Annotated in this window: 20 protein-coding genes; 17 read left to right on the top strand and 3 right to left on the bottom strand. The window is 65.2% G+C overall.

The annotated features are described in order from the left end of the window. Positions 1 to 32 precede the first annotated feature (32 nt). The 11 genes from ACM61V_RS11735 (at position 33) to ACM61V_RS11685 (ending at position 15,135) form a co-directional block, all read left to right on the top strand. Positions 33 to 2,438 carry a TonB-dependent receptor gene (locus ACM61V_RS11735; protein ID WP_137786190.1) on the top strand — a complete coding sequence of 802 codons (2,406 nt, stop codon included), beginning with the start codon at positions 33 to 35 and terminating at the stop codon, positions 2,436 to 2,438. A gap of 13 nt (positions 2,439 to 2,451) precedes the next feature. Further along, positions 2,452 to 3,852 (top strand): MFS transporter, encoded by a 1,401-nt coding sequence (locus ACM61V_RS11730; protein ID WP_137786189.1) that lies wholly within the window; start codon positions 2,452 to 2,454, stop codon positions 3,850 to 3,852. Between the two features lie 40 nt (positions 3,853 to 3,892). Further along, positions 3,893 to 4,834, top strand: coding sequence for a TauD/TfdA dioxygenase family protein (locus ACM61V_RS11725; protein WP_137786188.1), 942 nt, complete (start codon positions 3,893 to 3,895; stop codon positions 4,832 to 4,834). Between the two features lie 119 nt (positions 4,835 to 4,953). Beyond that, positions 4,954 to 6,651: an arylsulfatase gene (locus tag ACM61V_RS11720; RefSeq protein WP_419714010.1), complete on the top strand. Its 1,698-nt coding sequence runs from the start codon at positions 4,954 to 4,956 to the stop codon at positions 6,649 to 6,651. Between the two features lie 299 nt (positions 6,652 to 6,950). Continuing rightward, on the top strand, positions 6,951 to 7,097 hold the full coding sequence (locus ACM61V_RS11715; RefSeq protein ID WP_157080368.1) for a hypothetical protein: 147 nt from the start codon (positions 6,951 to 6,953) through the stop codon (positions 7,095 to 7,097). Then, on the top strand, positions 7,090 to 8,451 hold the full coding sequence (locus ACM61V_RS11710; protein WP_203310683.1) for a tyrosine-type recombinase/integrase: 1,362 nt from the start codon (positions 7,090 to 7,092) through the stop codon (positions 8,449 to 8,451). The genes ACM61V_RS11715 and ACM61V_RS11710 overlap by 8 nt, the downstream gene beginning before the upstream one ends. Positions 8,452 to 8,524: 73 nt before the next feature. Beyond that, complete coding sequence (locus ACM61V_RS11705) at positions 8,525 to 8,971, top strand: DNA-binding protein (RefSeq protein WP_203310684.1); 447 nt, start codon at positions 8,525 to 8,527, stop codon at positions 8,969 to 8,971. After that, positions 8,961 to 9,539, top strand: a complete 579-nt coding sequence (locus ACM61V_RS11700) for a PIN domain-containing protein (RefSeq protein ID WP_203310685.1) — start codon at positions 8,961 to 8,963, stop codon at positions 9,537 to 9,539. The genes ACM61V_RS11705 and ACM61V_RS11700 overlap by 11 nt, the downstream gene beginning before the upstream one ends. A gap of 139 nt (positions 9,540 to 9,678) precedes the next feature. Further along, the gene (locus ACM61V_RS11695; protein ID WP_168073947.1) at positions 9,679 to 10,431 is read left to right on the top strand and encodes an ImuA family protein; all 753 of its coding nucleotides are present in this window, start codon (positions 9,679 to 9,681) and stop codon (positions 10,429 to 10,431) included. Next, on the top strand, positions 10,346 to 11,866 hold the full coding sequence (locus ACM61V_RS11690) for a Y-family DNA polymerase (protein ID WP_203310686.1): 1,521 nt from the start codon (positions 10,346 to 10,348) through the stop codon (positions 11,864 to 11,866). The genes ACM61V_RS11695 and ACM61V_RS11690 overlap by 86 nt, the downstream gene beginning before the upstream one ends. Further along, complete coding sequence (locus ACM61V_RS11685; RefSeq protein ID WP_419714009.1) at positions 11,863 to 15,135, top strand: error-prone DNA polymerase; 3,273 nt, start codon at positions 11,863 to 11,865, stop codon at positions 15,133 to 15,135. Before ACM61V_RS11690 ends, ACM61V_RS11685 begins: the two co-directional genes overlap by 4 nt. 13 nt (positions 15,136 to 15,148) lie before the next feature. On the opposite strand, the gene ACM61V_RS11680 is transcribed toward ACM61V_RS11685, so the two are convergent. Continuing rightward, positions 15,149 to 17,020 carry an EAL domain-containing protein gene (locus ACM61V_RS11680; RefSeq protein ID WP_338057632.1) on the bottom strand — a complete coding sequence of 624 codons (1,872 nt, stop codon included), beginning with the start codon at positions 17,018 to 17,020 and terminating at the stop codon, positions 15,149 to 15,151. A gap of 263 nt (positions 17,021 to 17,283) precedes the next feature. On the opposite strand from ACM61V_RS11680, the gene ACM61V_RS11675 reads away from it, so the two are divergent. Next, positions 17,284 to 18,234 carry an ArdC family protein gene (locus ACM61V_RS11675; protein ID WP_203310689.1) on the top strand — a complete coding sequence of 317 codons (951 nt, stop codon included), beginning with the start codon at positions 17,284 to 17,286 and terminating at the stop codon, positions 18,232 to 18,234. Then, positions 18,231 to 18,602, top strand: coding sequence for a DUF2958 domain-containing protein (locus ACM61V_RS11670; RefSeq protein WP_168073959.1), 372 nt, complete (start codon positions 18,231 to 18,233; stop codon positions 18,600 to 18,602). The genes ACM61V_RS11675 and ACM61V_RS11670 overlap by 4 nt, the downstream gene beginning before the upstream one ends. A 96-nt stretch (positions 18,603 to 18,698) precedes the next feature. Here the strand turns inward: ACM61V_RS11670 and ACM61V_RS11665 are convergent, their stop codons facing one another. Beyond that, positions 18,699 to 18,881: a hypothetical protein gene (locus ACM61V_RS11665; RefSeq protein WP_203310690.1), complete on the bottom strand. Its 183-nt coding sequence runs from the start codon at positions 18,879 to 18,881 to the stop codon at positions 18,699 to 18,701. Positions 18,882 to 19,237: 356 nt separating this feature from the next. Here ACM61V_RS11665 and ACM61V_RS11660 point away from each other — a divergent pair, with 356 nt between their 5' ends. The 4 genes from ACM61V_RS11660 to ACM61V_RS11645 all read left to right on the top strand — a co-directional run bounded on the left by ACM61V_RS11660 (position 19,238) and on the right by ACM61V_RS11645 (position 22,337). After that, positions 19,238 to 21,364, top strand: coding sequence for a ParB/RepB/Spo0J family partition protein (locus ACM61V_RS11660; RefSeq protein ID WP_203310691.1), 2,127 nt, complete (start codon positions 19,238 to 19,240; stop codon positions 21,362 to 21,364). 58 nt (positions 21,365 to 21,422) lie between these two features. Next, complete coding sequence (locus tag ACM61V_RS11655) at positions 21,423 to 21,641, top strand: hypothetical protein (protein WP_203310692.1); 219 nt, start codon at positions 21,423 to 21,425, stop codon at positions 21,639 to 21,641. Between the two features lie 67 nt (positions 21,642 to 21,708). Next, complete coding sequence (locus ACM61V_RS11650; RefSeq protein WP_203310693.1) at positions 21,709 to 22,122, top strand: hypothetical protein; 414 nt, start codon at positions 21,709 to 21,711, stop codon at positions 22,120 to 22,122. Further along, the gene (locus tag ACM61V_RS11645) at positions 22,119 to 22,337 is read left to right on the top strand and encodes a DUF6117 family protein (RefSeq protein ID WP_203310694.1); all 219 of its coding nucleotides are present in this window, start codon (positions 22,119 to 22,121) and stop codon (positions 22,335 to 22,337) included. Before ACM61V_RS11650 ends, ACM61V_RS11645 begins: the two co-directional genes overlap by 4 nt. 22 nt (positions 22,338 to 22,359) lie before the next feature. Here the strand turns inward: ACM61V_RS11645 and ACM61V_RS11640 are convergent, their stop codons facing one another. Next, positions 22,360 to 22,719, bottom strand: a complete 360-nt coding sequence (locus ACM61V_RS11640; RefSeq protein WP_203310695.1) for a hypothetical protein — start codon at positions 22,717 to 22,719, stop codon at positions 22,360 to 22,362. Positions 22,720 to 22,833: the final 114 nt, after the last annotated feature.

Genomic DNA, 22,833 nt, shown 5'->3' with positions numbered 1-22,833 from the left:
GTTTCTTCCATAACATAAGGGGAAGGGCAGCGATGACGCATGCCTGTGTACGTTTGACGTTTCTTGCCGGGGCCGCGCCGCTGGCATTGCTGGCACCGCCAGCCGCCGCGCAAGTCGCCGCGCCGGTCGCGCTGGCCAGCGCCACGCCGGCCGCTTCGCCCGAGGCCGCGCCCGTCGATGCCGCCGACGACGCATCGCTCGACGTCGTCGTCACCGCGCGCCGGCGCGAGGAGCGCGCGCAGGACGTGCCGATTGCGCTTAGCGTCGTCGGTAATGAGCAACTCGCCGCGCGCGGGGATTTCCGGCTCGACCAGGTCCAGCAGCTGGTGCCCTCGCTGCAAGTGTTCAGCTTCAACCCGCGCAACACCAACATCAACATTCGCGGTCTCGGCTCGAATGTCGCGCTCACCAACGACGGACTCGAGAACGGCGTAGGCATCTATATCGACAACGTCTATTACGGGCGCGTCGGGCAGAGCCAGTTCGACCTGGTCGATCTCGACCGGGTGGAAGTGCTGCGCGGGCCGCAGGGCACGCTGTTTGGCAAGAACACCACGGCGGGCGCGATCAACATCAGCTCGAAGCTACCCAGGTTCGACTGGGGCTTCGAGGGGCAGGCCGATCTCGGCAATTACGATTTCAAGCAGCTTCGCGGGTCGCTGACCGGGCCGATCAAGGACGGCCTTGCCGCGTTCCGGCTGAGCGGCGCCTATACCGATCGCAGCGGTTTCCTGTACGACACGACGACCAAGCGCGACGTCCACGATTATCGCAATATCACGCTGCGCGGGCGGTTGCTGCTGACGCCGGCGAGCGGGCTCAGCATCCGGCTGATCGGCGACTGGGGCAAGCAGGACCAGAATTGCTGCATCAACGTGCTGGTCGGCAGTTTCAACAATTACGACAATGGCGCGGCCATCGCCAACAACTTCGCCAGCCGCATCGCGCGGGCCGGCTACACACCGCTGCCGTTCGCACCCTTTTCGCGGCGGACCGACGCCAATTCGCCGTTTCAGGCGAACATGAATACCTGGGGGGTGTCGGGTGAGGTCAATTACGATCTCGGCAGGGCGACGATCACCTCGATCACGGCATTGCGCAACTGGAACTGGTTTCCGCTAAACGACGGCGATTACACGGCGCTGGCGGTCAATCTGCAAGGCCATATCAACAATTTCCAGCGCCAGTTCAGCCAGGAACTGCGCATCGCCTCGAACGGCACCAACACGGTCGATTACGTCGCCGGGCTCTATTACTTCTTCCAGAAGGTGCGTGGTGTCTCGACCGCGCAGTTCGGGCCGGATGCGGCAAGCTATCTGTTCCCGGCTGACCTTGCGGGCGGGGTCGCGAACATCGCCACCAACGGGTTGCTGTCGCAAGGACGATCCGACCCGCACACGCGCAGCTTCGCCGCCTTCGGGCAGACGGTGTGGCACATCACGCCGGCGCTGACCCTGACGACCGGACTGCGCTTCACGCATGAGGACAAATGGGGCGGGTACAGCAACCAGATCCTGTTCGCGCTGCCAACCACCGGGCTCAATGCGACGCAGACCGCGCGCGTCGCCGCGATCCGCGCGAGCCTGGCTCCGGCCACGTCGTTCAACGTCTCGACCAGGAATGACAGCCTGTCGGGGCTCGCCACGCTGGGCTGGAAGCCGGGCAAGGACGTGTTGCTCTACGCGACCTATTCGCGTGGCAGCAAATCGCAGGGGCTCAACCTCACGACCATCCCCGCAGGCGTGTCGCCGATCGTCGCGCCGGAGCGGGTCGACAATTTCGAGCTGGGCGTGAAGTCGCAATTCTTCGATCGCGCGGTGACGCTCAACCTCGCGGCCTATTCCACCACCGTCGCGAACTATCAGACGACGATCGTGCAACAGCTGATCGGCACCAATACCTATATCAACTATATCGCCAACATTCCCAAAGTGCGCTCGCGCGGGTTCGAAGGCGATGTCGCGTGGCAGGTGGCGCCGCACCTCGGCCTCACCGGATCGCTCGCTTATACCGATGCGATCTATACCGATTATCCCAACGGCCCCGCGCCGGTCGAGAATCTCAATCGCGGCGCGGTGCAGAACATGACGGGCCAGCCGCTCGCTGGCGTACCGAAATGGTCGGCGGCGCTGGGCGGCGACGGATCCGTGCCGTTGCGCGACGGGGTCGAGGGCTATGCCCATGCAGACTGGTCGTACCGCTCGTCTTACTACACCGTCGCTAGCAACAGCCGATACGGGCTGGTGCCGTCTTACGGCGTGGTCAATGCGCGCCTCGGCGTGCGCTTCGATCACGGCAGATACGACGTGTCGATATGGGCGCGGAACCTGTTCGATCGTGATTACTACCAGACCCTGAGCGTGCTCAATTACGGCCTCGTCACCGCCACGCTGGGCGACCCGCGCACCTTTGGCGGCACCTTCCGGGTCAAGTTCTGAGGAGCGAGCGGCAATGGCCAGCATTCCCTATTCCGCGCCCGTTGCGCCGGCGGCTCCAGCGACACCGAGGCAGGAGCGAACCGGCCAGCGCGACGGCTGGCGGCTGCTCGCCTTCGGCTCGCTCGCCGTCCCGGTCGCGGGGGCGGGCCTGCCGCTCGTGCTGTTCGTGCCGCAACTCTACGCGACGCATTACGGCCTGTCGCTCGGCATCATCGGGCTGGTGTTCTTCGTCGGACGCTTCTGGGACGTTGCGAGCGACCCGATCGTCGGCGCGTTGAGCGATCGCACGCGCAGCCGCTTCGGCCGCAGGCGCCCGTGGATCGCGGTGGGTGGCCTGCTGTTCGGGCTGGGATCGGCGCTGCTGTTCTTCCCGCCGGGAACGGTGTCACCGCTCTATCTCGGACTGGTGCTGTTCCTGTTTTACTCGGGCTGGACGATGATCGAGATCCCCTTTTCCGCCTGGGCAGGGGAGCTGTCCGGCGAGTATCACGAACGCACCCGCGTCGTGACCTACCAGTCGACGATGCGCGCGATCGGGCTGGTGCTGACGTTGATCCTGCCGACGCTGCTCGAGCAATTCCGCCCCGCCGATGTCGCGTTGAAGCTGCATGTCGCGGGCGGCTTTATTCTGGTGACGCTGGTGCCGACGCTATTGCTGACGCTGTTCGCGTTCCCAGAGCCGCCACGCCCGGCGCAGCGCCTGCCGCGCGCGCGCTTCTGGGCGACCGCCACGCTCATCTTCCGCGACCGGCTGCTGCTGCGCGTGCTCGCGTCGGACACGGTGGTGACGGCCGGCCAGTCGATCCGTGCCGGCCTGATCGTGTTCTTCGCGGTCAATTATATGGGCCTGCCCGCATGGGCCAGCGGACTGTATTTGCTGCAATTTGTGTTCGGCGTGGCGGCGGGGCCGATCTGGTTGGCGATTGGCCGGCGGTACGGGAAACGCCAGACCGCGATTGTGGGCGAACTGGCACAAGCAGCGATCAATGTTGGCCTTATCGCGGTGTTCCCGGGCATGTTGTGGCTGCTGATCGCGCTCGCCGCCGCTCAGGGGCTGACACAGGGTTCGGGCAATCTGATGCTGCGCGCGATGGTCGCCGATGTCGCCGATGCGCATGAACTGGATACCGGGCACAACCGCACCGGCCTGTTCTTCTCGGTGTTCAGCCTGACCCAGAAGGTCGGGCCGGCGATCGGCATCGGCCTCGCGCTGCCGCTGGTCGCGTGGCTCGGGTTCCAGCCCAAGGGGCACAGCGCGCCGCAAGCGCTGGAGGCGCTGAAATACGTGTTCGCGCTCGGCCCGGCGCTCGCGCACGTCATCGCCGCGTCGATCATCTGGCGCTTCCCGCTCGACGAGGCCGCCCATGCCGACATCCGCCGCGCGCTCGACACGCGTGCCGCCAGTTCCCCCTGAATTCCTCCCCCCCGACACGCGAAGCAGAAGGAGAAGTATCATGACTGCCCTGATCCATCATTTTGACAACGTCCAGGATGCCGACAGCCCGCTCGAAATCGTCCCCGTCGCCGGTCGCATCGGTGCCGAAATCCGCGGCGTGAAGCTCGGCGGCGACCTGGAGCCGGAAACGATCGCCGCGATCCGCGCCGCTTTGGTTCGGCACAAGGTGATCTTCTTTCGCAACCAGACGCAGCTTACCGATGAAAGCCACGAGGAATTCGCCGGCCTGCTCGGCCACCCGCTGGCGCACCCGACCGTGCCGGTCGCGGAAGGATCGCGCTTCCTGCTCGAACTGGATTCGAAGGAAGGCGAGGCGGCGTCGGCCTGGCACACCGACATCACCTTCCTGCCGGCCTTCCCCGAAGCTTCGATCCTGCGCGCGCTGGTGATTCCGCCAACCGGCGGCGACACGCTATGGGCCAATGGTGCGGCCGCCTATGCCGATCTCCCCGTCCCGCTCAAGGCGCTGGCCGAGCGGCTGCGCGCGATACATACCAACGCCTATGACTATGCCGCCGCCCGCCCCGAGGCGTCGAGCGAGCAGATCCGGCGGCACCGCGAAGTGTTCGCGTCCACCGTGTACGAGACTGAGCATCCGGTGGTCCACGTCCATCCCGAAACGGGTGAGAGGGTGCTGCTGCTGGGCAATTTCGTAAAGTCGTTCGTCGGGCTGAACCGCGACGACTCCGCGCGCATCTTCACCTTGCTGCAGGATCATATCACCAAGGCGGAGAACACCGTGCGCTGGCGCTGGGCACCGGGCGATGTGGCGATCTGGGACAATCGCGCGACGCAGCACCGCGCCATCGCCGATTTCGGCAAACAGCGCCGCCAGCTTCGTCGCGCGACCATCGCGGGGCAAGTGCCGGTCGGCGTGGACGGATCGAACAGCCGCGCGCTCAAACCCGAGCCGCAGCCGGACCTGACCGCCGCCGAATAGCCTCAAGCACCGTCACCCCGGCCGCGTGCCGGGGTCCAGCGGGCGGCTTGGCCCGACGCGCGATATCGGGCGCCAAGCAGGCGGCGCGATGGACCATTGGCGAGACCGGGTGACGGAATATGCACGACAGTCGGAGCAATGCAGTGAACAAGTACCATTTCCTCCTCCTCGGCGCGGCCTTGCTCACGCCGCTCGCCCCGCTGCTCGCGACCCCAGCGACCGCGCCCGCCAAGGCCGAGACACCCGCGGCGGCGCGCAAGCCAAATATCCTCATCATCGTCGCGGACGATCTCGGCTATTCCGATATCGGTGCGTTCGGTGGGGAAATCGCCACGCCCAACCTCGATGCGCTTGCCGCGCGCGGGTTGAAGCTGACCGGCTTTCATGCAGCGCCGACCTGTTCTCCGACCCGCTCGATGCTGCTGTCCGGCACCGACAATCACCTCGCTGGCCTAGGCAACATGGCCGAACTGACCGCCCCCAACCAGCGCGGTCAGCGCGGCTATGAGGGGTATCTGCCCGCCGACATCGTAACGCTGGCCGATCGGCTGCACGATCTGGATTATGCCACGCTGATGGCGGGTAAATGGCATCTCGGCGTCCGGGCGGAGGACAGCCCCGCGCGGCACGGCTTCGACCAGAGCTTCGACCTCGCGCAGGGCGGCGGCAACCATTACGGGGTCGACATATCCAAAAAGCCCGGCGATCTTGGCACGACCCATTGGGAGAATGGGAAGCAACTGGCCGCGCTCCCCGCCAACTTCTATTCGTCCGACACTTATGCGTCCAAGCTTATCGAGTTCCTCGACAAGGCGGACAAGGCCAAGCCGTTCTTCGCCTATCTGACCTTCACCGCGCCGCACTGGCCGTTGCAGGCACCGGATGAGGATATCGCGCGCTACAAGGGCAAATACGACGCCGGCTTCGAGGTGTTGCGCGACCAGCGGCTCGCGAGACAGAAGGCGCTCGGGCTGATTCCCCAAAGCGTCGTCGCGCATGACGTGGTGTTCGCCAAGGGAGCGAAGCGCTGGGCCGATCTCTCGCCCGAGGAACGCCGCGCGCAAAGCCGCGCGATGGAGGTCTATGCCGCGATGGTCGATCGGATGGACCAGAACGTCGGCCACGTGATCGCGCATCTCAAGGCGACCGGGCAATATGACAATACGATCATCCTTTTCACCGCCGACAATGGCGCGGAGGGGCTGGACGTGGCCCGCGCCGAAATCCCCGGCCTGTCGCAGCGCGTCAAGGCGGCGGACAACCGGGTGGAGAATTACGGCAGGCCGACGTCCTATATCGGCTATGGGCCTGGCTGGGCACAGGCGGCGACCGCGCCGTCGTGGCTCTACAAGGGTTACACGACCGAGGGCGGTACGCGCGTCGCGGCGTTCATAAACTGGCCCGGCGGCCGAAATGGCGTTTCCGGCGTCTATGGCACGGTGATGGATGTGGTGCCGACGCTGGTGGAGGCGGCGGGCGGGCAGTGGCGCGGGTCGAGTTATGCCGGGCGCACGGTCCAGCCGGTGCGCGGGCTGAGCTGGACACCGTATCTGACCGGTGCGACCGAGCGGGTGCATGCAGCCGACGAACAGGTCGGCAGCGAATTGTTCGGCCGCCGCGCTATCCGGCAGGGCGACTGGAAGGCGGTCGATCTCGGCAACGGGTGGCGGCTGTTCAACCTCGCCGACGATCCGGGTGAGACACGGGATCTCGCCAAGGCCGAGCCGAAGCGTCTTGCCGCCTTGACGGCGGCGTGGGACGGCTATGGCAAGCAGGTCGGCGTGATCCTGCCCTCGATCCCGCCGACTTACCCGTGATCCGCGCGCTGGCGATGGCGGCCGGCGCGGCCAGAAGCTCGCGGTGGACAGGGCGGTAATGTCAGCGGCGTTCGTGCGTGGAGTATCTCACGGGCGAGCACCCGCAACCAGTGGCGATGTTCGGCCGCTGAGCCGCACGCCCCCATGCACGGGATTTGCAGGAGCGTCATCGATTCGATCGCGAGTATCGATGGTCGAAAACGGCGGAGATTGTGGCGCACCCAAGAGGATTCGAACCTCTGGCCTCTGCCTTCGGAGGGATTATCGCTGGCTCCGCCAATAAACGCCAGGAGCCGCCGATGACCGCCTATCTCCCTGTAATCGCTAAAGAATTTGATTTCGGCTTCCGCCGGAAGTACGCTCTGTCTCGCCACAGTTTTCGCCCGCTTGCTTACGTGATGCTTACGCGAGAGAGCGCTGTCGGCTCGGAGAAAGCCCATGTCTAAGCTCACCAAAAGGGTCGTTGACGCCGCTGAAAGCCGCTCCAAAGATTACGTCATCTGGGACGACGAACTTCCCGGCTTCGGCCTCCGTGTCTTCACGTCGGGAAAGCGCAGCTACGTCATCCAGTATCGCCTCGGCAAGCGTTCGCGTCGGTTCACCATCGGTTTGCATGGCATCTGGACGCCCGAGCGCGCGCGCCAGGAAGCGAAGGTCCAACTAGGCCGCATCGCTCAGGGTGAAGATCCCGCCGAGGAGAAGCAGCTCGACAACAAGGCGATCACCGTCAAGGAGCTGTGCGACCTCTACGTCGCTGATCTCAAGGCTGGCCTCATCTTGGGTAAGGGTGGCCGGCCAAAGAAGGCGAGCACGATCCTCTCGGATACAGGACGCATCGAGCGCCACATCGTGCCCTTGCTCGGCACTCGGAGGGTCAAGGACCTTGTGAAGGCCGACATCACGAAGGCCCTGAAAGACATCATGGCCGGCAAGACCCGCTGCAGCGTCAAGACGAAGAAGCTGCGCGGCCGCGCCATCGTACGCGGCGGTGCCGGAACGGCTACCCGGACGATCGGACTGTTCGGCGGCATCCTCACCTACGCGGTTGAAGCAGGCATCATCGACCTCAATCCCGTCCACGGCGTCCGGCGGCCGAAGGACAATGTGCGCGGACGGCGCCTGACCGAGGCCGAATATCGCCTGCTCGGCGACATCCTGACCAAGGCTGCAGAGAACGGGAAGTATGAGTTGTCGGTCGACATCATCCGGCAGCTCGCGCTCACCGGATGCCGTCGGACCGAGATGATCACCTTGGCTTGGAGCGAGGCTGACACCGATTCAAGCTGTCTCCGGCTGATCGACAGTAAGGAAGGAAGCTCGATCCGTCCGATCGGCTTGCCTGTCGTGGAGTATCTCGAAAACCGCCGGAAGGAGCAGACCGGCACCTACGTCTTTCCCGGCCAGGGTGATGACAATGCGTTCGGGAGCTTCCCCAACCATTGGGAGCAGATATTCGCGGACACCGCGCTCGCCGACATCACGCCACACGTCCTGCGGCACAGCTTCGCCAGTATCGCCAACGATCTCGGCTTCACCGAAGTCACGATCGCCGCGCTGGTCGGGCATGCGAAGGGATCGGTCACGAGCAACTACATCCATACGCTCGATACCGCGCTCATCATGGCCGCCGACACTATCTCGGGCTACATTCAGGGGCTTCTGGATGGGATCGAGTTCAAACAGACGGCCTACGCCCTGGACCGGGACTCCCGGAAAGCCGCCCTCGCGCGGTTCCTGCAGAAGGCCGCCGCTACCGAACAGGACACGGCCGAGGACTCGGAGCAGTTGCTTGCAGCTTGATCGCGCGATGGGGGTTTCAGTTATTGCAGTTAAGCCCCGCAACCCTTATATTGGCTGGTCAGGAGACACGATCATGGCCAGCCAAGTGGTGCAGTTCGCCGGTCTGTCCGACCGCGACCGCAAGACTGTGACGCCTCTGCCAACCTTGGCAGAGGGCGATCACGTGGAGCTGCATGTGCGGCGTCGCGATGGACGGGAGCAGACCCTGTCCCTTCCGCCGGCCGCCATCAGCGCCGTCGAGACGCTGCTGTCTCGCCTGCTGAACGGCGAGAGGGTCGCCGTGCTCACGGAAGATCAGGAGCTGAGCCCGACCGACGCATCGGTGATCCTGGGCATCTCGCGTCCGCTCGTCGTCCATCGCATGGACATCGGCGATCTGCCGTTCCGCTACGTCGGAAAGCACCGCCGGGCATCGCTGAAGGACGTGCTGGCCTTGAAGGAGACGCTGGACGCTCGCCAGAAGGCGATGGACGTCCTGGCCGAGGACACAGAGGATCTTGTCGTCAACCATGGCCTCTAGACCGCCCATCGCGGTCTACGACGCCTGCGTCCTCTATCCCTTCCATCTGCGCAATGTGCTGATCCAGTGCGCCTTCGATGGCTTAGTCGCCGCGCGCTGGACCAACGACATTCACGCGGAATGGATACGCAATCTCGCCGCCAATTCTCCCAGCACACCGGTCGCGCGCTTCGAGACCACCCGCGACATGATGAAAGCCGTCCTGCCTGACGCCAATGTCGCCAACCATCGGAGCCTGATTCCGAGCCTTTCCTTGCCCGATCCGGATGACCGGCATGTGCTGGCGGCCGCGATCGCTGGCGGTGCCGAGACGATCGTCACTTGGAACCTGAAGGATTTTCCCGCTTCGCAGATCACCCCTCACGGAATCGCCGCTATGTCGCCCGACGCCTTCCTTTCGGCCTTGCACCGAGCCTATCCGAAAGCCCTTCTAAGCAGTATCGCGCGGGCGCGCGAAAACCTCAGACGCACGACGCCATCCGTTGCGGAATTCATAGACATTCTCGAAGCGCAGGGGCTGGCCGAGTTCGCTCCCGTCCTGCGGCGCCGCAAAGCGCACCTGGCCTGATCCCCCCGCAGGGCTCGGAAATTCCGCTTCGAGTTATCGCCGCAGCGGCAAGGCCGCAGAATCATTCTTGACTCTATGACCCGAAAATCAGAACAAATCGCGAACATGACTACGCCGCCTTCGGAGGTCAAGAACGCACTTGCGGCCCGAGCCCGCCATAGAGTCCCTGCGCGCGCAGATCGAGAAGATCGAAGGCCGAAGCCGGCGCGCCAAATCGGTCCTTCCTTTCGGAATCACCGAGGTGGATTCGCGACTCCCCGGCGGCGGCCTTGCCCTCGGCGCGCTGCATGAAATAGCCGGCGGCGGCAACGGAGCGGTCGACGGAGCCGCAGCGGCTTCCTTCAGCGCGGGCCTCGCCGCCCGCACCAAAGGCAAAATCCTCTGGTGCATCACGCGCGCCGACCTATTCGCGCCCGCCATTGCCCAGGCAGGCCTCGCGAGCGACCGCGTGATCTACCTCGAAGCCGGCGACGACAAGACCGTCCTCGCCTGCATGGAAGAAGGATTGCGCCACGGCGGCCTCGGGGCCGTCATCGGCGAGGTCGCCCGCCTTTCGATGACAGCATCAAGACGCCTGCAACTGGCGGCCGAAGGCGCCGGCTCGCTCGGGATCGCCTTGCGGCGCTGGCGGCGACAGACAGAGGCGACGGATTTCGGCCAACCGACATCTGCGATGACGCGCTGGCGCGTCTCCGTAATGCCCTCAACGCCGCTACCCGTTCCCGGCGTGGGCCGCGCACGCTGGTTGGTTGAACTCATCCGCGCCCGAGCGGGCGAAAGTGCAGATTTCGAGTTGGAGGCGTGCGATGACACGGGTCGTCTCGCTCTTCCTGCCGAACTGGTCCACAGACCGGCTTCGGCGGAAGGCTGGCGACGCGGCGCCTCCGGCTGAGGCGCCGCTCGTCCTGATTGGCCGCGACGGGAACAGGCGGGTGGTGCTGGCGGCGGATGCTGCGGCCCAGGCCGCCGGACTGCGCGCCGGCATGCCCGTCACTAAGGCACAGGTCCTGGTGCCGGCTCTTATCGTGCAGGATGCCCAGCCAGTAGCCGACGACGAGGCCCTTGAGCGCCTCGCGGTGTGGCTCCTCCGCTATGCGCCTATCGTGGCTCCAGACCCGCCTGACGGCCTCATCATCGACTCGACAGGCGCTGATCACCTCCACGGCGGCGAAGCCGTCATGCTGGAGGGCTTGATCGGGCGCCTCGCCATGTCCGGGATCACCGCTAGAGGCGCGATCGCCGACACATGGGGAGCAGCCCATGCGCTGGCCCGGTTCGTGGCGCAGCCTGCCGTCATCGCGCCGGAGGGTCACGGCCCATCCGTCTTGGAGCGGTTACCGCTTGAGGCGTTGCGCATTCCAGCCGCGACCACTGCGGCGTTGCGCGCACTCGGCTTCAGAACGGTCGGCGATCTTCTGGCGCAGCCGCGCGCACCGCTCACCTTGCGCTTCGGCCCGGAACTCGGCCGACGCTTAGACCAGGCCTTGGGCACTGCGGCCGAACTCATCGAGCCGGTCCGGCCTGCCGATCTCATCGAGGTGCGCCGCGCCTTCGCTGAACCGATCGGCGCGGCCGAGACCATCGCCCGCTACATCGGCAAGCTCGTCAACCAGCTTTGCGAGCGACTGGAGGAAGGCGGCCTCGGCGCACGCAGGCTCGATCTCATCTGCCACCGCGTCGACAGCCGGGCCCAGGCCGTGCGGGTCGGCATGGCCACACCGGTCCGCGACGCGAAGCGGCTGACGCGCCTCCTGTGCGACAAGATCGAGACCATCTCGCCCGGCTTCGGCATCGAGGTGATGACCCTCGCCGCCAGCGTCGCCGAACCGCTTGAGCGCAGACAGATCGTCAGTTCTTTGGTTGAGGAGAGCGCCCCCGACGTCTCCGATCTCATTGACACCCTGATGAACCGCGTTGGCGAACGTGCCCTCTATCGGCTTGCCCCTGTCGCCAGCGACGTTCCGGAGCGGTCTGTCTGTCGTATCCCGGCGATGGCGGCCGATACGGGAGTGGGCTGGCCCGGCCATTGGCCGAGGCCCTCGCGCCTACTGCCGACGCCCGAGCCGGTCGAGACCGTCGCGTTGCTCCCTGATCATCCGCCGGTCTCGTTCACCTGGCGCGGAATCCGCCGCCGCCTTCGACGCGGCGACGGCCCGGAGCGCGTGTTCGGCGAATGGTGGAAGCGTGACGCCGAGCTGGCCGCCGTCCGCGACTACTTCCGGGTTGAGGACGACGCCGGCGAACGCTACTGGCTGTTCCGCGCCGGCGACGGCGAGGACACCGCCACAGGCTCGCACCGCTGGTTCATCCACGGAGTCTTCGGATGAGCGAGCCCCGCTACGCCGAGCTTCAGGTCACCTCGCATTTCAGCTTTCTGCGGGGGGCGTCGTCCTGTGAGGAGCTGTTCGCCCAGGCGGCGTTCGCCGGGATCGAAGCGCTGGCCGTGGTGGACCGGAATTCGCTCGCCGGCATCGTCCGGGCCCACGAGGCGGCGAAGACCACAGGCGTCCGCCTGATTGTCGGCTGCCGCCTCGACCTCGCCGACGGTATGTCTGTGCTGGTCTATCCGACCGACCGACCTGCCTATTCCCGTCTCTGCCGCCTACTGTCGCTCGGCAAGCGGCGCGGCGGAAAGGCAAGGTGCGTGCTCGAATGGCAGGACCTCGTCGCTTACGGCGAAGGATTTATCGCCGTCTTCGTGCCGGATCTCGCGGATGACCAATGCGGCCTTCGTCTGCGCCGACCGCGCGATGCGTTCGGCGATCGGGCGTATCTGGCTCTGACACTGCGTCGCCGGCCCAACGACCAGCTTCGCCTTCACGAGCTGTCGAACCTCGCCACCAAGATGCGGGTCGCGACCGTGGTGACGAACGACGTCCTCTTCCACGAACCCGCCCGCCGCATCCTTCAGGACGTCGTCTCATGCATCCGGCACAACGTCACGATCGATACGATCGGCGACCGCCGGGAGCGTCACGCCGATCGATACATAAAGCCGCCCGAGGAGATGCACCGCCTCTTCAGCCGCTACCCCGAGGCGCTTGCCCGAGGCCTGCAAATCGCCGACCGCTGCCGCTTCAATCTCGACGAGCTGGCCTACCAATATCCGGAAGAACGCGACGATCCGGCCCTTACGCCGCAGGAGACGCTGGCGAAGCTCACCTGGGAAGGCGCAGCCGAGCGTTACCCGGAAGGCGTGCCCGATAGCGTGACCACCGCGCTTCAACATGAGCTGCGGCTCATCGAGAAGCTCGACTATGCGCCATATTTCCTGACCGTGAATTCGATCGTTCGCTTCGCCCGCTCGAAGGACATCCTTTGCCAAGGGCGCGGATCGGCTGCCAACTCCGCCGTCTGCTATGTCCTTGGCATCACGTCGATCGATCCCGGTCGCAACGATCTTCTCTTCGAGCGGTTCGTGTCCGAGGAACGCCGAGAGCCGCCCGATATCGATGTCGATTTCGAGCATGAGCGGCGAGAAATCGTCATGCAGTGGGTGTTCGACGCCTACGGCCGCGACCATGCCGCTCTCTGCTCGACCGTCATTCGCTACCGCACCAAGGGCGCGCTGCGCGATGTCGGCAAGGCGCTCGGCCTCCCTGAAGACCTGATCGGGACTTTGTCGTCACAGGTCTGGGCCTGGTCGGAGGAAGGCGTCGAACAGAAGCACGTCGAGGAACTGAATCTCAATCTCGCCGATCGCAGGCTTCGCCTGACGCTCGATCTCGCCCGGCAGCTCATGGGCGCGCCGCGCCATCTGAGCCAGCATCCCGGCGGTTTCGTCCTGACCCATGACAGGCTCGACGACCTCGTGCCGATCGAGCCCGCCGCTATGAAGGACCGGCAGGTCATCGAGTGGGACAAGGACGATATCGACGCCCTGAAATTCATGAAGGTCGACGTCCTGGCGCTCGGGATGCTGACCTGCATGAAGAAGGGACTGGACCTTCTGGCCGAGCATAAGGGCGTCAACCTCGACCTTGCCTCCATCCCGGCTGAAGACCCGCGCACCTACGCGATGATCCGCAAGGCGGACACGCTCGGCACGTTCCAGATCGAGAGCCGGGCGCAGATGTCGATGTTGCCGCGTCTGAAGCCTCGCACCTATTACGACCTCGTCGTACAGGTCGCGATCGTCAGGCCCGGTCCGATCCAGGGTGACATGGTACATCCCTATCTTCATCGCCGGGAGGGCCTTGAACCCGTCCACTACCCAAAGCCCGAGCTGGAGAAAGTGCTCGGCAAGACGCTCGGCGTGCCGCTCTTCCAGGAGCAGGCGATGCGGGTTGCGATCGAATGCGCCGGCTTTACTCCCGGCGAAGCCGACATGCTCCGCAAGTCGATGGCCACTTTCAAGTTCACCGGCGGCGTCTCGCATTTCCGCGATAAGCTGATCGCCGGCATGGTGGCCAACGGCTACGAGCAGGCGTTCGCCGAGCAGACCTTCAAACAATTGGAGGGCTTCGGCAGCTACGGGTTTCCGGAAAGCCACGCAGCCTCTTTTGCGCTAATCGCCTACGCCTCGGCCTGGCTCAAATGCTGGCATCCCGAAGTGTTCTGCGCCGCGCTGCTGAACAGTCAGCCCATGGGCTTCTACGCGCCGGCGCAGATCGTGCGTGACGCGCGTGATCATGGCGTCGAAATCCGTCCGGTCTGCGCCAACGCATCCCGATGGGACTGCACGCTCGAGCCCGCCGGTAGCGAAGAGCGATTCGCCATTCGCCTGGGTCTGCGCATGGTCAAAGGCCTCGCCAATGCCCACGCCGCGGCGATCGTCACGGCCAGGGCGGATCAGCCCTTCGGCTCCGTAGACGATCTATGGCGCCGTGCCGGCATCCCCGTCGCGGCGCTCACGCAAATCGCCGAAGCGGACGGATTTCGACCGCCCTTCGGCCTGGCACGCCGCGAGGCGCTATGGGCGATCAAGGCTCTGCGCGATGAACCGCTCCCGCTCTTCGCCGCCGCGTCGGCCCGAGAGACGGAGATCGTGCCAGAGGTCGCCGAGCCGGCCGTCATCCTGCGCCCCATGACGGCGGGCGGTGAAGTCGTAGAGGACTACCGACATGTCAGCCTGTCGCTGCGGGACCATCCGGTCTCGTTCCTGCGCCGGGAGCTGCGCCGTCGCCGCATGGTCACTTTCCAAGAGGCGATGGACGCCAAAGACGGCCGATGGCTAGAGGCAGCCGGCATCGTGTTAGTGAGACAGCGGCCTGGCAGCGCCAAGGGCGTCATGTTCATCACGCTCGAAGACGAGAGCGGAATTGCCAACCTCGTGGTCTGGCCCAAGGTCTTCGAGCAGAACCGCCGCACCATCCTGTCGGTCGGCATGATCGCCGTGCGCGGGCGCGTTCAACGCGAAGGCGAAGTGGTTCATCTCGTTGCGCAGCGTCTGACAGATCTTTCCGCTGAGCTGGCAAGCGTCGGCGAGCGCGACACGGCCTTTCCACTACCACATGGGCGCGGCGACGAATTCCATCACGGCTCGGCAAGCCCAGACCCGCGCGGCCTACCGCCAAACGGGCTTCGAACCCGCGATATTTATATCCCCGACCTTCACATCGACACTATCGAAGTCAAAACGCGCGATTTCCACTAGGGTGCCACCGCGCTCAAGCGCTGCGCACTCTTCGGACACGACTGGTCGAACCCTCCATCGGACTTTGGGCGAAGATCGGCGTCGCACCTTCACGGCCGCTCGCATGGCGACGTAGCAAGGCCGACGTCGTGTCGCGGTCTGCCGCACGGGCGAACGCAAAGCCTTGCCCGACTTTGCAGCCCATCGACCAAAGCTGGCTCGCCTGAACTTCTGTTTCGATCCCCTCAGCCACAATCTCAATGCCGAGCTGCCGCGCGATATCGATGAGCCCCTCGACGATCACCATGCTTGGATCGTCCGGCCATAAACGGCCAATGAAAGCCTGATCGATCTTGATGATGTCGACCGGGACGTTCAGCAGATGCGTCAGCGACGCATGTCCGGTCCCAAAGTCATCGAGCGCGACGCGGACGCCGGCGGCGCGCAATGCCTCTATCTCCCGTGCTACGACGCGATCACTTCGGCCGATACATGCGTCCTCGCTCACTTCGACGATCAAACCACCGAGCGGGACGCCAGCGCGACCGAAGGCATCTTCGAGTTTTTGAGCCAGGCTGCCCGTATAGAAATCGGCGGTCGAAACATTGAGGCCGACCTGCTGGACGAGCAGACCCCGATCCCGCCAGAAGGCGATGTCCCGCGCAACCGTCACCGCAACACGTTGCGTAAGCTCCGCAGCGATGTGGGCGTCGCTGGTCGCTTCCCGAAAAGCTAGGGCACTGACGAGTTCACCCGTCACGGTGCGCATGCGGCAGAGCGCCTCGAGCCCGACAATCTCGCCCGTATCGAGACCGACGATCGGTTGGTAATGCGTTTCCATGCGATCATCGGCGAGCGCATCGGCCACATCGCGTATCGCGTCCCGGCGCCGCGTGATCCGCGTGCCGATTCCCGGCCAGTAGCGCACGAAGCCGCCGCGCCCGGTCTCCTTGGCGTGATAGAGCGCGAAATCCGCGGCCTCGTTGACCGCCATGGCACTCCGTTCGGAGACACCCAGAACGGCGCCGCCGATCGTCGCACGAGGCGCCACGGCATGCCCCTCGCAATCGGCGCTGCGCTCCAATTCTGTCAGCACGCGTTCCGCCGCCGCATTCAGATCGGCGAGCGAGACGGGGTTCTGAATGATGACGGCGAATTCATCGCCGCCCAGCCGGAAGCTGACGTCGGGCGCCATCGCCCGCGCGATCCGGGTCCCCGCCGCCTTGATGAGAGCATCACCGGCCAGATGGCCGAACGTGTCGTTCACGATCTTCAGATTATCGAGGTCGATGATGAAGAGGGCCCAGGCCCCCGGGACGTCACACGGAATCTGCGCCATCGCGACGTTGTAGGCCGAGCGGTTGGGAAGTCCGGTCAGCGCGTCTATGTTCGCGCGGCGCTCGCGGTCGACGGCTCGCTCATGCCGCTGAAGCGCGAGACCGCAGAGATCGACACAGGCTTCCGCCAGCGCGCGCTCAGAAGCGCTCGGCGAGCGCGCTTGCTCGCTGTAGAAGCCGATGACGGCAATGGCGTCACCGCCCGCGTTGACGACAGGGAAGGACCAGCATCCGCTCACGCCAAGGCCTTCTATGAGTCCCATGGAGCGGGCGCAGCGCAGATCACGTCGGATATCCTCGATGATAACGGGTTCGCGCAGATAAGCCGCAGCGCCGCAGGACCCGACCTCCGGGCCGACCATCATCCCATCCAATGCAGAAGAATAGTCCGCAGGCAGACTCGGCGCTGCGAGCGGATGCAGAAGTCCGGCCTGATCGACGGTCAGGATCGAGCAGATCACGCCAGACATCAGTGTCTCAATGTCGGCACAGAGTTCGCGCGCCGTGTCAGCCACAGGTTCGCTGTTGGCGATCATCCGCAATATCTTGTTCTGGATATGCAACAACACGGTCGTCGCCCAACTCAACTGACACTTAGGGATGCGACTATAATAGTCGTAAGATGTGAAGTTCGGCTTACCTAACAAGATAAACATGGAGGTAATCATCGCTGGAGGGGAAAGCCTTCCCCTGCGGCCGAGCCTTTCGTCTCGACCGACCCCTTCTGCGGGGACACCCCGCAACACCCCTAGAGTGAGAGTGCGGACCGGCTTTGCCGTGACGGGTTGAGGACTGGGAGAAAGGCTCCCGGCGCCCGTCGCGGAGATCCGCGATGTCCAGAAAAACCACATCCGCTCGCGCCGGCCAGGATCGGACGAGCCTTTATGACGAAATCACCGGCAAGATCATCTCCGAGCTGGAGGTCGGCCGCGTCCCGTGGGTCCAGCCATGGGGGACGGCGGCGGCGAAGGCGCCGCTCGCCATGCCGCGGAACGGCTCTACAGGCCGGCACTATTCCGGCATCAACGTGCTGATCCTGTGGGGCGCCGTCATCGAACACGGCTTTCCCGGGCAGAGCTGGCTCACCTTCCGCCAAGCACTCGCGCTCGGCGGCAACGTCCGCAAGGGCGAGCGCGGCACGACCGTGGTCTACGCCGACCGCTTCATACCTGACGACGAGAAACGACGCGCGCGAGACACGGGCGAAGACGCCCAGGCGATCCCGTTCCTGAAGCGCTTCACGGTCTTCAACAGCGCGCAATGCGAGAACCTGCCTGAGGATGTCGCAATCGTCACTCCTCCCCCGCCGCCGGGCCTGATCGAACCCCGGGTCGAGGCGCTGATCCAGGCCACCGGCATCGATTTCCGCATCGGCGGCAACCGCGCCTTCTACGCCCCAGCGCTCGACTATGTGCAGGTTCCGCCGCCGCAAGCTTACTACGACCCGATCAACTGGCACCGCACGGCGCTGCACGAGATGGGTCACGCCAGCGGCCACGCCTCGCGGCTGGGCCGCGACCTGTCAGGCGGCTTTGGCACCAAGAAGTACGCGTTCGAAGAATTGATAGCAGAGATGAACGCCGCCTTCTGTTGCGCCTCCATCGGCATCGTACCCACCGTCAGACATGCCGATTATATCGGCTCGTGGCTGGAGGTGTTGCGCGAGGACAATCGCGCCATCGTCCGCGCCGCATCGCAGGCGAGCAAGGCAGCGGACTGGCTGCTCGGCTTCCTGCCGGCCGACGACCAAGCCGGCCCTTCGATCGACAGGAGGGCGGCATGATCCTTCTCACCACCGAGCTGCGCGAGCAGCTCCTCGCCAACGGCCGCGATCGCGACGTTGATCCCATCCCCGTGGTGAAGTTCTTCAACCCCTTGGGCGAGGGGGTATGGCTGGCGACCGAACTCGATGCCGACGGCGACACACTGTTCGGTCTAGCCGATCTCGGCGAACCTGAGTTGGGATCGTTCAGCCTGTCGGAAATGGCCGAGGTGAGCCTACCGCTCGGCCTTGGCATCGAGCGCGACATCCTGTTCGAGGGCCTTTTCCCGATCTCCGCCTGGGCCGAGGCGGCGCGAAGGACCGGAAGCATCCGGGCCGCCGAGCGCGTGCTCTACGCAGCCCATCGCGCCAGTCGCAGGGATGGCTAATGCGGCCTCTGCCGCCGGCCACATTCCACGTCCTATCGAGAGACGCCGCGCAAACGCGCGGCGTCTCTTCGCGTGGCCGGTTGCCCATTCTCTACGCTAAAGACTCTCCTTCATCATCCCCGCCCACGCGGCGAGCAGCATCCCTTCAAGGTCATCATCCTCCCCAACCACTACGCTGAACACAGCCAGCGTGTCGGCGAACTCTTCGACCTTGAGATGTCCGCGAGCCTGCAGCGCCGTGACCAACATCGTCAGCGCCTTGCCATTTGCGCCGATCATGGCGCGCTCCACCCGCGATAACCTCAGGTTCGCGCCTCGTTGCACTAAATTCGCAAACCAACGGCGCAATCCGCTTGGCGTCCTCAACAGCCGTCGTGCTCATTATCGTTCTCCGATCAACTCCAGCGTCGGCATCCCGCCCGACGAAGGAAAGTGACGTCGAACAGTATCTATGACGACTATTATAGTCAGGCTCGACATTCTCCGAAAGCGATGGTGTCAAGACGAGCGTGAAGTCGTCCGATCGGTCGCTGGCCGACAGTGGAAGATGAGAGAGTTAGAGGAGGGCGGGGATTTCGTGACGGGTTGGAGGTCGAGAGAGAGGCTCTCGGCCGCCCGTCGCGGAGTAAATCCCGATGGCTAGTGCAGCTCAAAAGATCGTCCTGTCGTCTTCGCGCGACATCCCTTTCAACAAACTGGTCCTGAGCCAGTCGAACGTTCGGCGCGTGAAGGCCGGCGTCTCAATCGAGGACCTGGCGGCCTCGATCATCCGGCGCGGGCTTATCCAGGGCCTTAACGTCCGGCCCGTGGTCGATGGCGACGGCAACGAGACCGGGATGTTCGAGGTGCCCGCCGGCGGCCGCCGCTTCAGGGCGCTCGACCTGCTGGTAAAGCAGAAGCGCCTCGCCAAGACCGCCCTCGTGCCTTGCGTGGTCCGTCCGGTCGACGATCCGATCCTCGCCGAAGAGGTGTCCTACGCAGAAAATGCCGAGCGCGCCGCGCTGCATCCTCTCGACGAGTTCCGCGCCTTTCAGGATATGCGCCTCAAGGGCACGCCCGAAGAAGATATCGCTGCCGCCCACCGCGTCAGCGTTCAGGTGGTGAAGCAGCGGCTGCGCCTTGCAGCGGTCTCTCCGACGCTGCTGGACATCTATGCCGACGATGGCATGACGCTGGAGCAGCTCATGGCCTTCACCGTCTCGAACGACCATGTCCGCCAGGAGCAGGTCTGGGAGGCGATCAAGGACTCCTGGTCGAAAGAGCCGTACCAGATCCGGCGCATGCTCACCGAGACAACGGTGCGCGCTTCGGACAAGCGGGCCGTGTTTGTCGGGCTCGACGCCTACGAGGCGGCTGGCGGCGTCATCATGCGCGATCTCTTCCAGTCCGACGATGGCGGCTGGCTACAGGACCCCGCGCTGCTCGACCGGCTGGTCGCCGAGAAGCTGAAGGCGACGGCAGGGACGATCGCCGCCGAAGGCTGGAAGTGGATCGAAGTGGCGGTCAGCTTCCCCTATGACGCCGCGCGGGGCCTGCGCGAGTTGCAAGGCGAACCGCTCGACATCTCGGCCGAGGAACAGGCCACCATCGACGCGCTCAACGCCGAATATCAGAAGCTTGAGGGCGAATATGAGGGCGCCGACGAGCTGCCGGACGAGGTCGACCAGCGCCTCGGCGAGATCGAGACGGCTCTCGCCGCGTTCGAGACCCGGCCGGTGCGTTTCGAGCCGGACGACATCGCGCGCGCGGGCGTGTTCATCAGCATCGCCCATGACGGCAGCCTCGACATCGATCGCGGTTACGTGCGGGCCGAGGACGAAGCGCCGATCAAGCCCGAGGGCGAGGCCGGCGTGGAAGCTGGCGGCGATCCGGGCGAACCCGCGGTTCAGCGCGCGATCATCACCATCGGCGGCCAGCCAGCCGAACCCGAGGAGGACGAGGAGGACGACGTCATCAAGCCGCTACCGGAGCGTCTCGTGATCGAGCTGACGGCCTATCGCACACTCGCGCTGCGGAACGCCGTCGCGGAGAACCCCCACGTCGCCATGACCGCGCTGCTGCACAAGCTCGTCTCGGACAGCTTCATGACCCGCATGTATACGGGCGCCATGGAAGCCGGGGTAAAGCACATCTTCTTCCCCGCCCAGGACGATGGGCTGAAGGACAGCCCGTCCGCGCGCGCCGTGCAGGACCGCCATACCGCATGGGCGGGCGACATCCCGAAGGACGACGACGCGCTGTGGGACTGGCTCGCGGGCCTGGACGATGCCAGCCGGATGGCGCTCCTGGCGCATTGCGTCAGCTTCGGCATCAACGCGCTCTATGAGCGGCCGAACCCGCACAGCGCCGGTGGCGTGTCCCAGCACACTCTCGATATGCGGCTCACCCAAGCCGACCGCCTGACCAAGGCGACCGGGCTCGATCTCGTCGAGGCCGGCTGGCGTCCGACCTTCGGCAACTATCTCAACCGGGTCACCAAGCCCCGCATCCTCCAGGCGGTTCGTGAGGGCGCCGGCGAGCAGGCCGCGCAGCTCATCGACCATCTGAAGAAGGGCGACATGGCCAAGGAGGCCGAGCGCCTGCTGGTCGACACCGGATGGCTCCCGGAGCCCCTCCGCCTGCTCGCCGAGGCCGATGCGTCCGCGCCGGAAATCCAGACCGGCGCCGAGGATGAGGGTACTGCGCTGCCCGACTTCCTCGCAGGCGATGACGACGAGCCCGCCGGCGAAGACGACGAACGCCAGCTCGTCGCGGCCGAGTGATCGCTAGGCGGAGCGGCTCCGGTCGCTCCGCCTATCCTTCCAACCAGGGAGCTGCGCCATGTCGCAATCCAGCCCGGCGCTCCGACGCGTCGTCTTCCAGTATCTCGTGCCCGTGCATGTCGAGGTCGAGGACGGGCTCGTTGCCCGCGTCGTCGTCATCGACGAGACGCCCGTCCGCGATCCCATCGTCGTAGAGGGCGACCCCGCCTATCTCGACGATGCCGTGCGAGCCGCCGACGACGGCCAATCCTGGCCATCCTGGCAGTTCGGCTACTAGCCCGACCACAATCCGAACCCTCCCGAGCCCGGCCCAGCGCCGGGCTTTTTCGTTTCTGGAGCCCGCCATGACCGACTTTCTCACCCGCTTTTCCTGCCTCCTCGACGTCGGCACCCCCGCGAACGCTGTGCGCGCCTTCGACATCTACACCGCGTTGATGGCCGAGAATGCCCGCGAGGACCCGCCGGCTGAGCCGTTTCTGCTCTCGCTGACACCCGAATATGGGCCCGCTCGGCTCTGGCTGCGCGACCCAGGCAGCGCCGACCAGCAACTCGCGATCACCTTCGTGACGCGCTGCGCCAAGGCATTCGGGCTGACCGGGCGCTGGGGGTTTCAGTGGGCCACCATCGCCTCCAACCCTGTCGTCGACGGGTTCTACGGGGGCGCCCATGTCCTTGAACTTTCGACCGGCGCGACGGTCGAGTGGCTGAGCACCGGACGTTGGCTCGCGAACCGCCTTGCCGACGGGGATGCCCGATGAGCATCCCCGATCATGCCCGCACCAACTTCGAAACGTTGCTAAGCGCCGCGACCAGCGGTGACCTCGCGCTCATGGAATGCACCGAGATCGCAACCGGCGAAACGCGCTACGTCATCTGCGCCGTCGGGCGCGAGGGCGACAATTATGTGCTTACGCCCTTCGGTCACTTGGCTGAGGGCAATCCCTTCGAGCTTTATCGCCCGCCGGAAGCCTGACCTGAGCGCGGATTCGCCGCCCCTACCAGACCGCGACCTCCCACTGGCCGTTGACCCTGGCGAAGCCGATCGGACGGTTCTGCGGAGCCGCACCTGACTTAGCCGGGTCCATGACTAGCTGCGTCATACAGGTCACACCGGGCCCGACACCGCCCGGCGAGCAGTCGCCGAGCTTCAGCGTCGCCCGCTCCAGCGATGTGCCGGTGAACAGGCGATGGCGCCTTACCGCGGCCGTCGCTTCTTCCTCGGTCGGCTGCGCCACGCCGGCAGCGATGGCCGGAGATGCCGAGACTGGCGAAATCACCGGTCTGAGAACGAAGCCTGCGCCGAACCCGACCGCCAGGCATCCGGCCGCAATGATGCCGATCGCGCTTCCCTTCATGCCGTCTGCCTTCCTCGCCCGGTGCGGCGATCCCTCGAAGGCGACGCCGCGGCTAATTTTCCCAACCGAGATTAGCGCCCCATCGCTCCCGCCGAAAGCGGGAGCGATGGGGCG

Source organism: Sphingomonas sp. TX0543, assembly GCF_048565505.1.
Lineage (GTDB): Bacteria > Pseudomonadota > Alphaproteobacteria > Sphingomonadales > Sphingomonadaceae > Sphingomonas.
Note: the sequence above shows the minus strand (reverse complement) of the source record. Positions and strands in the feature narration are given on the sequence as shown.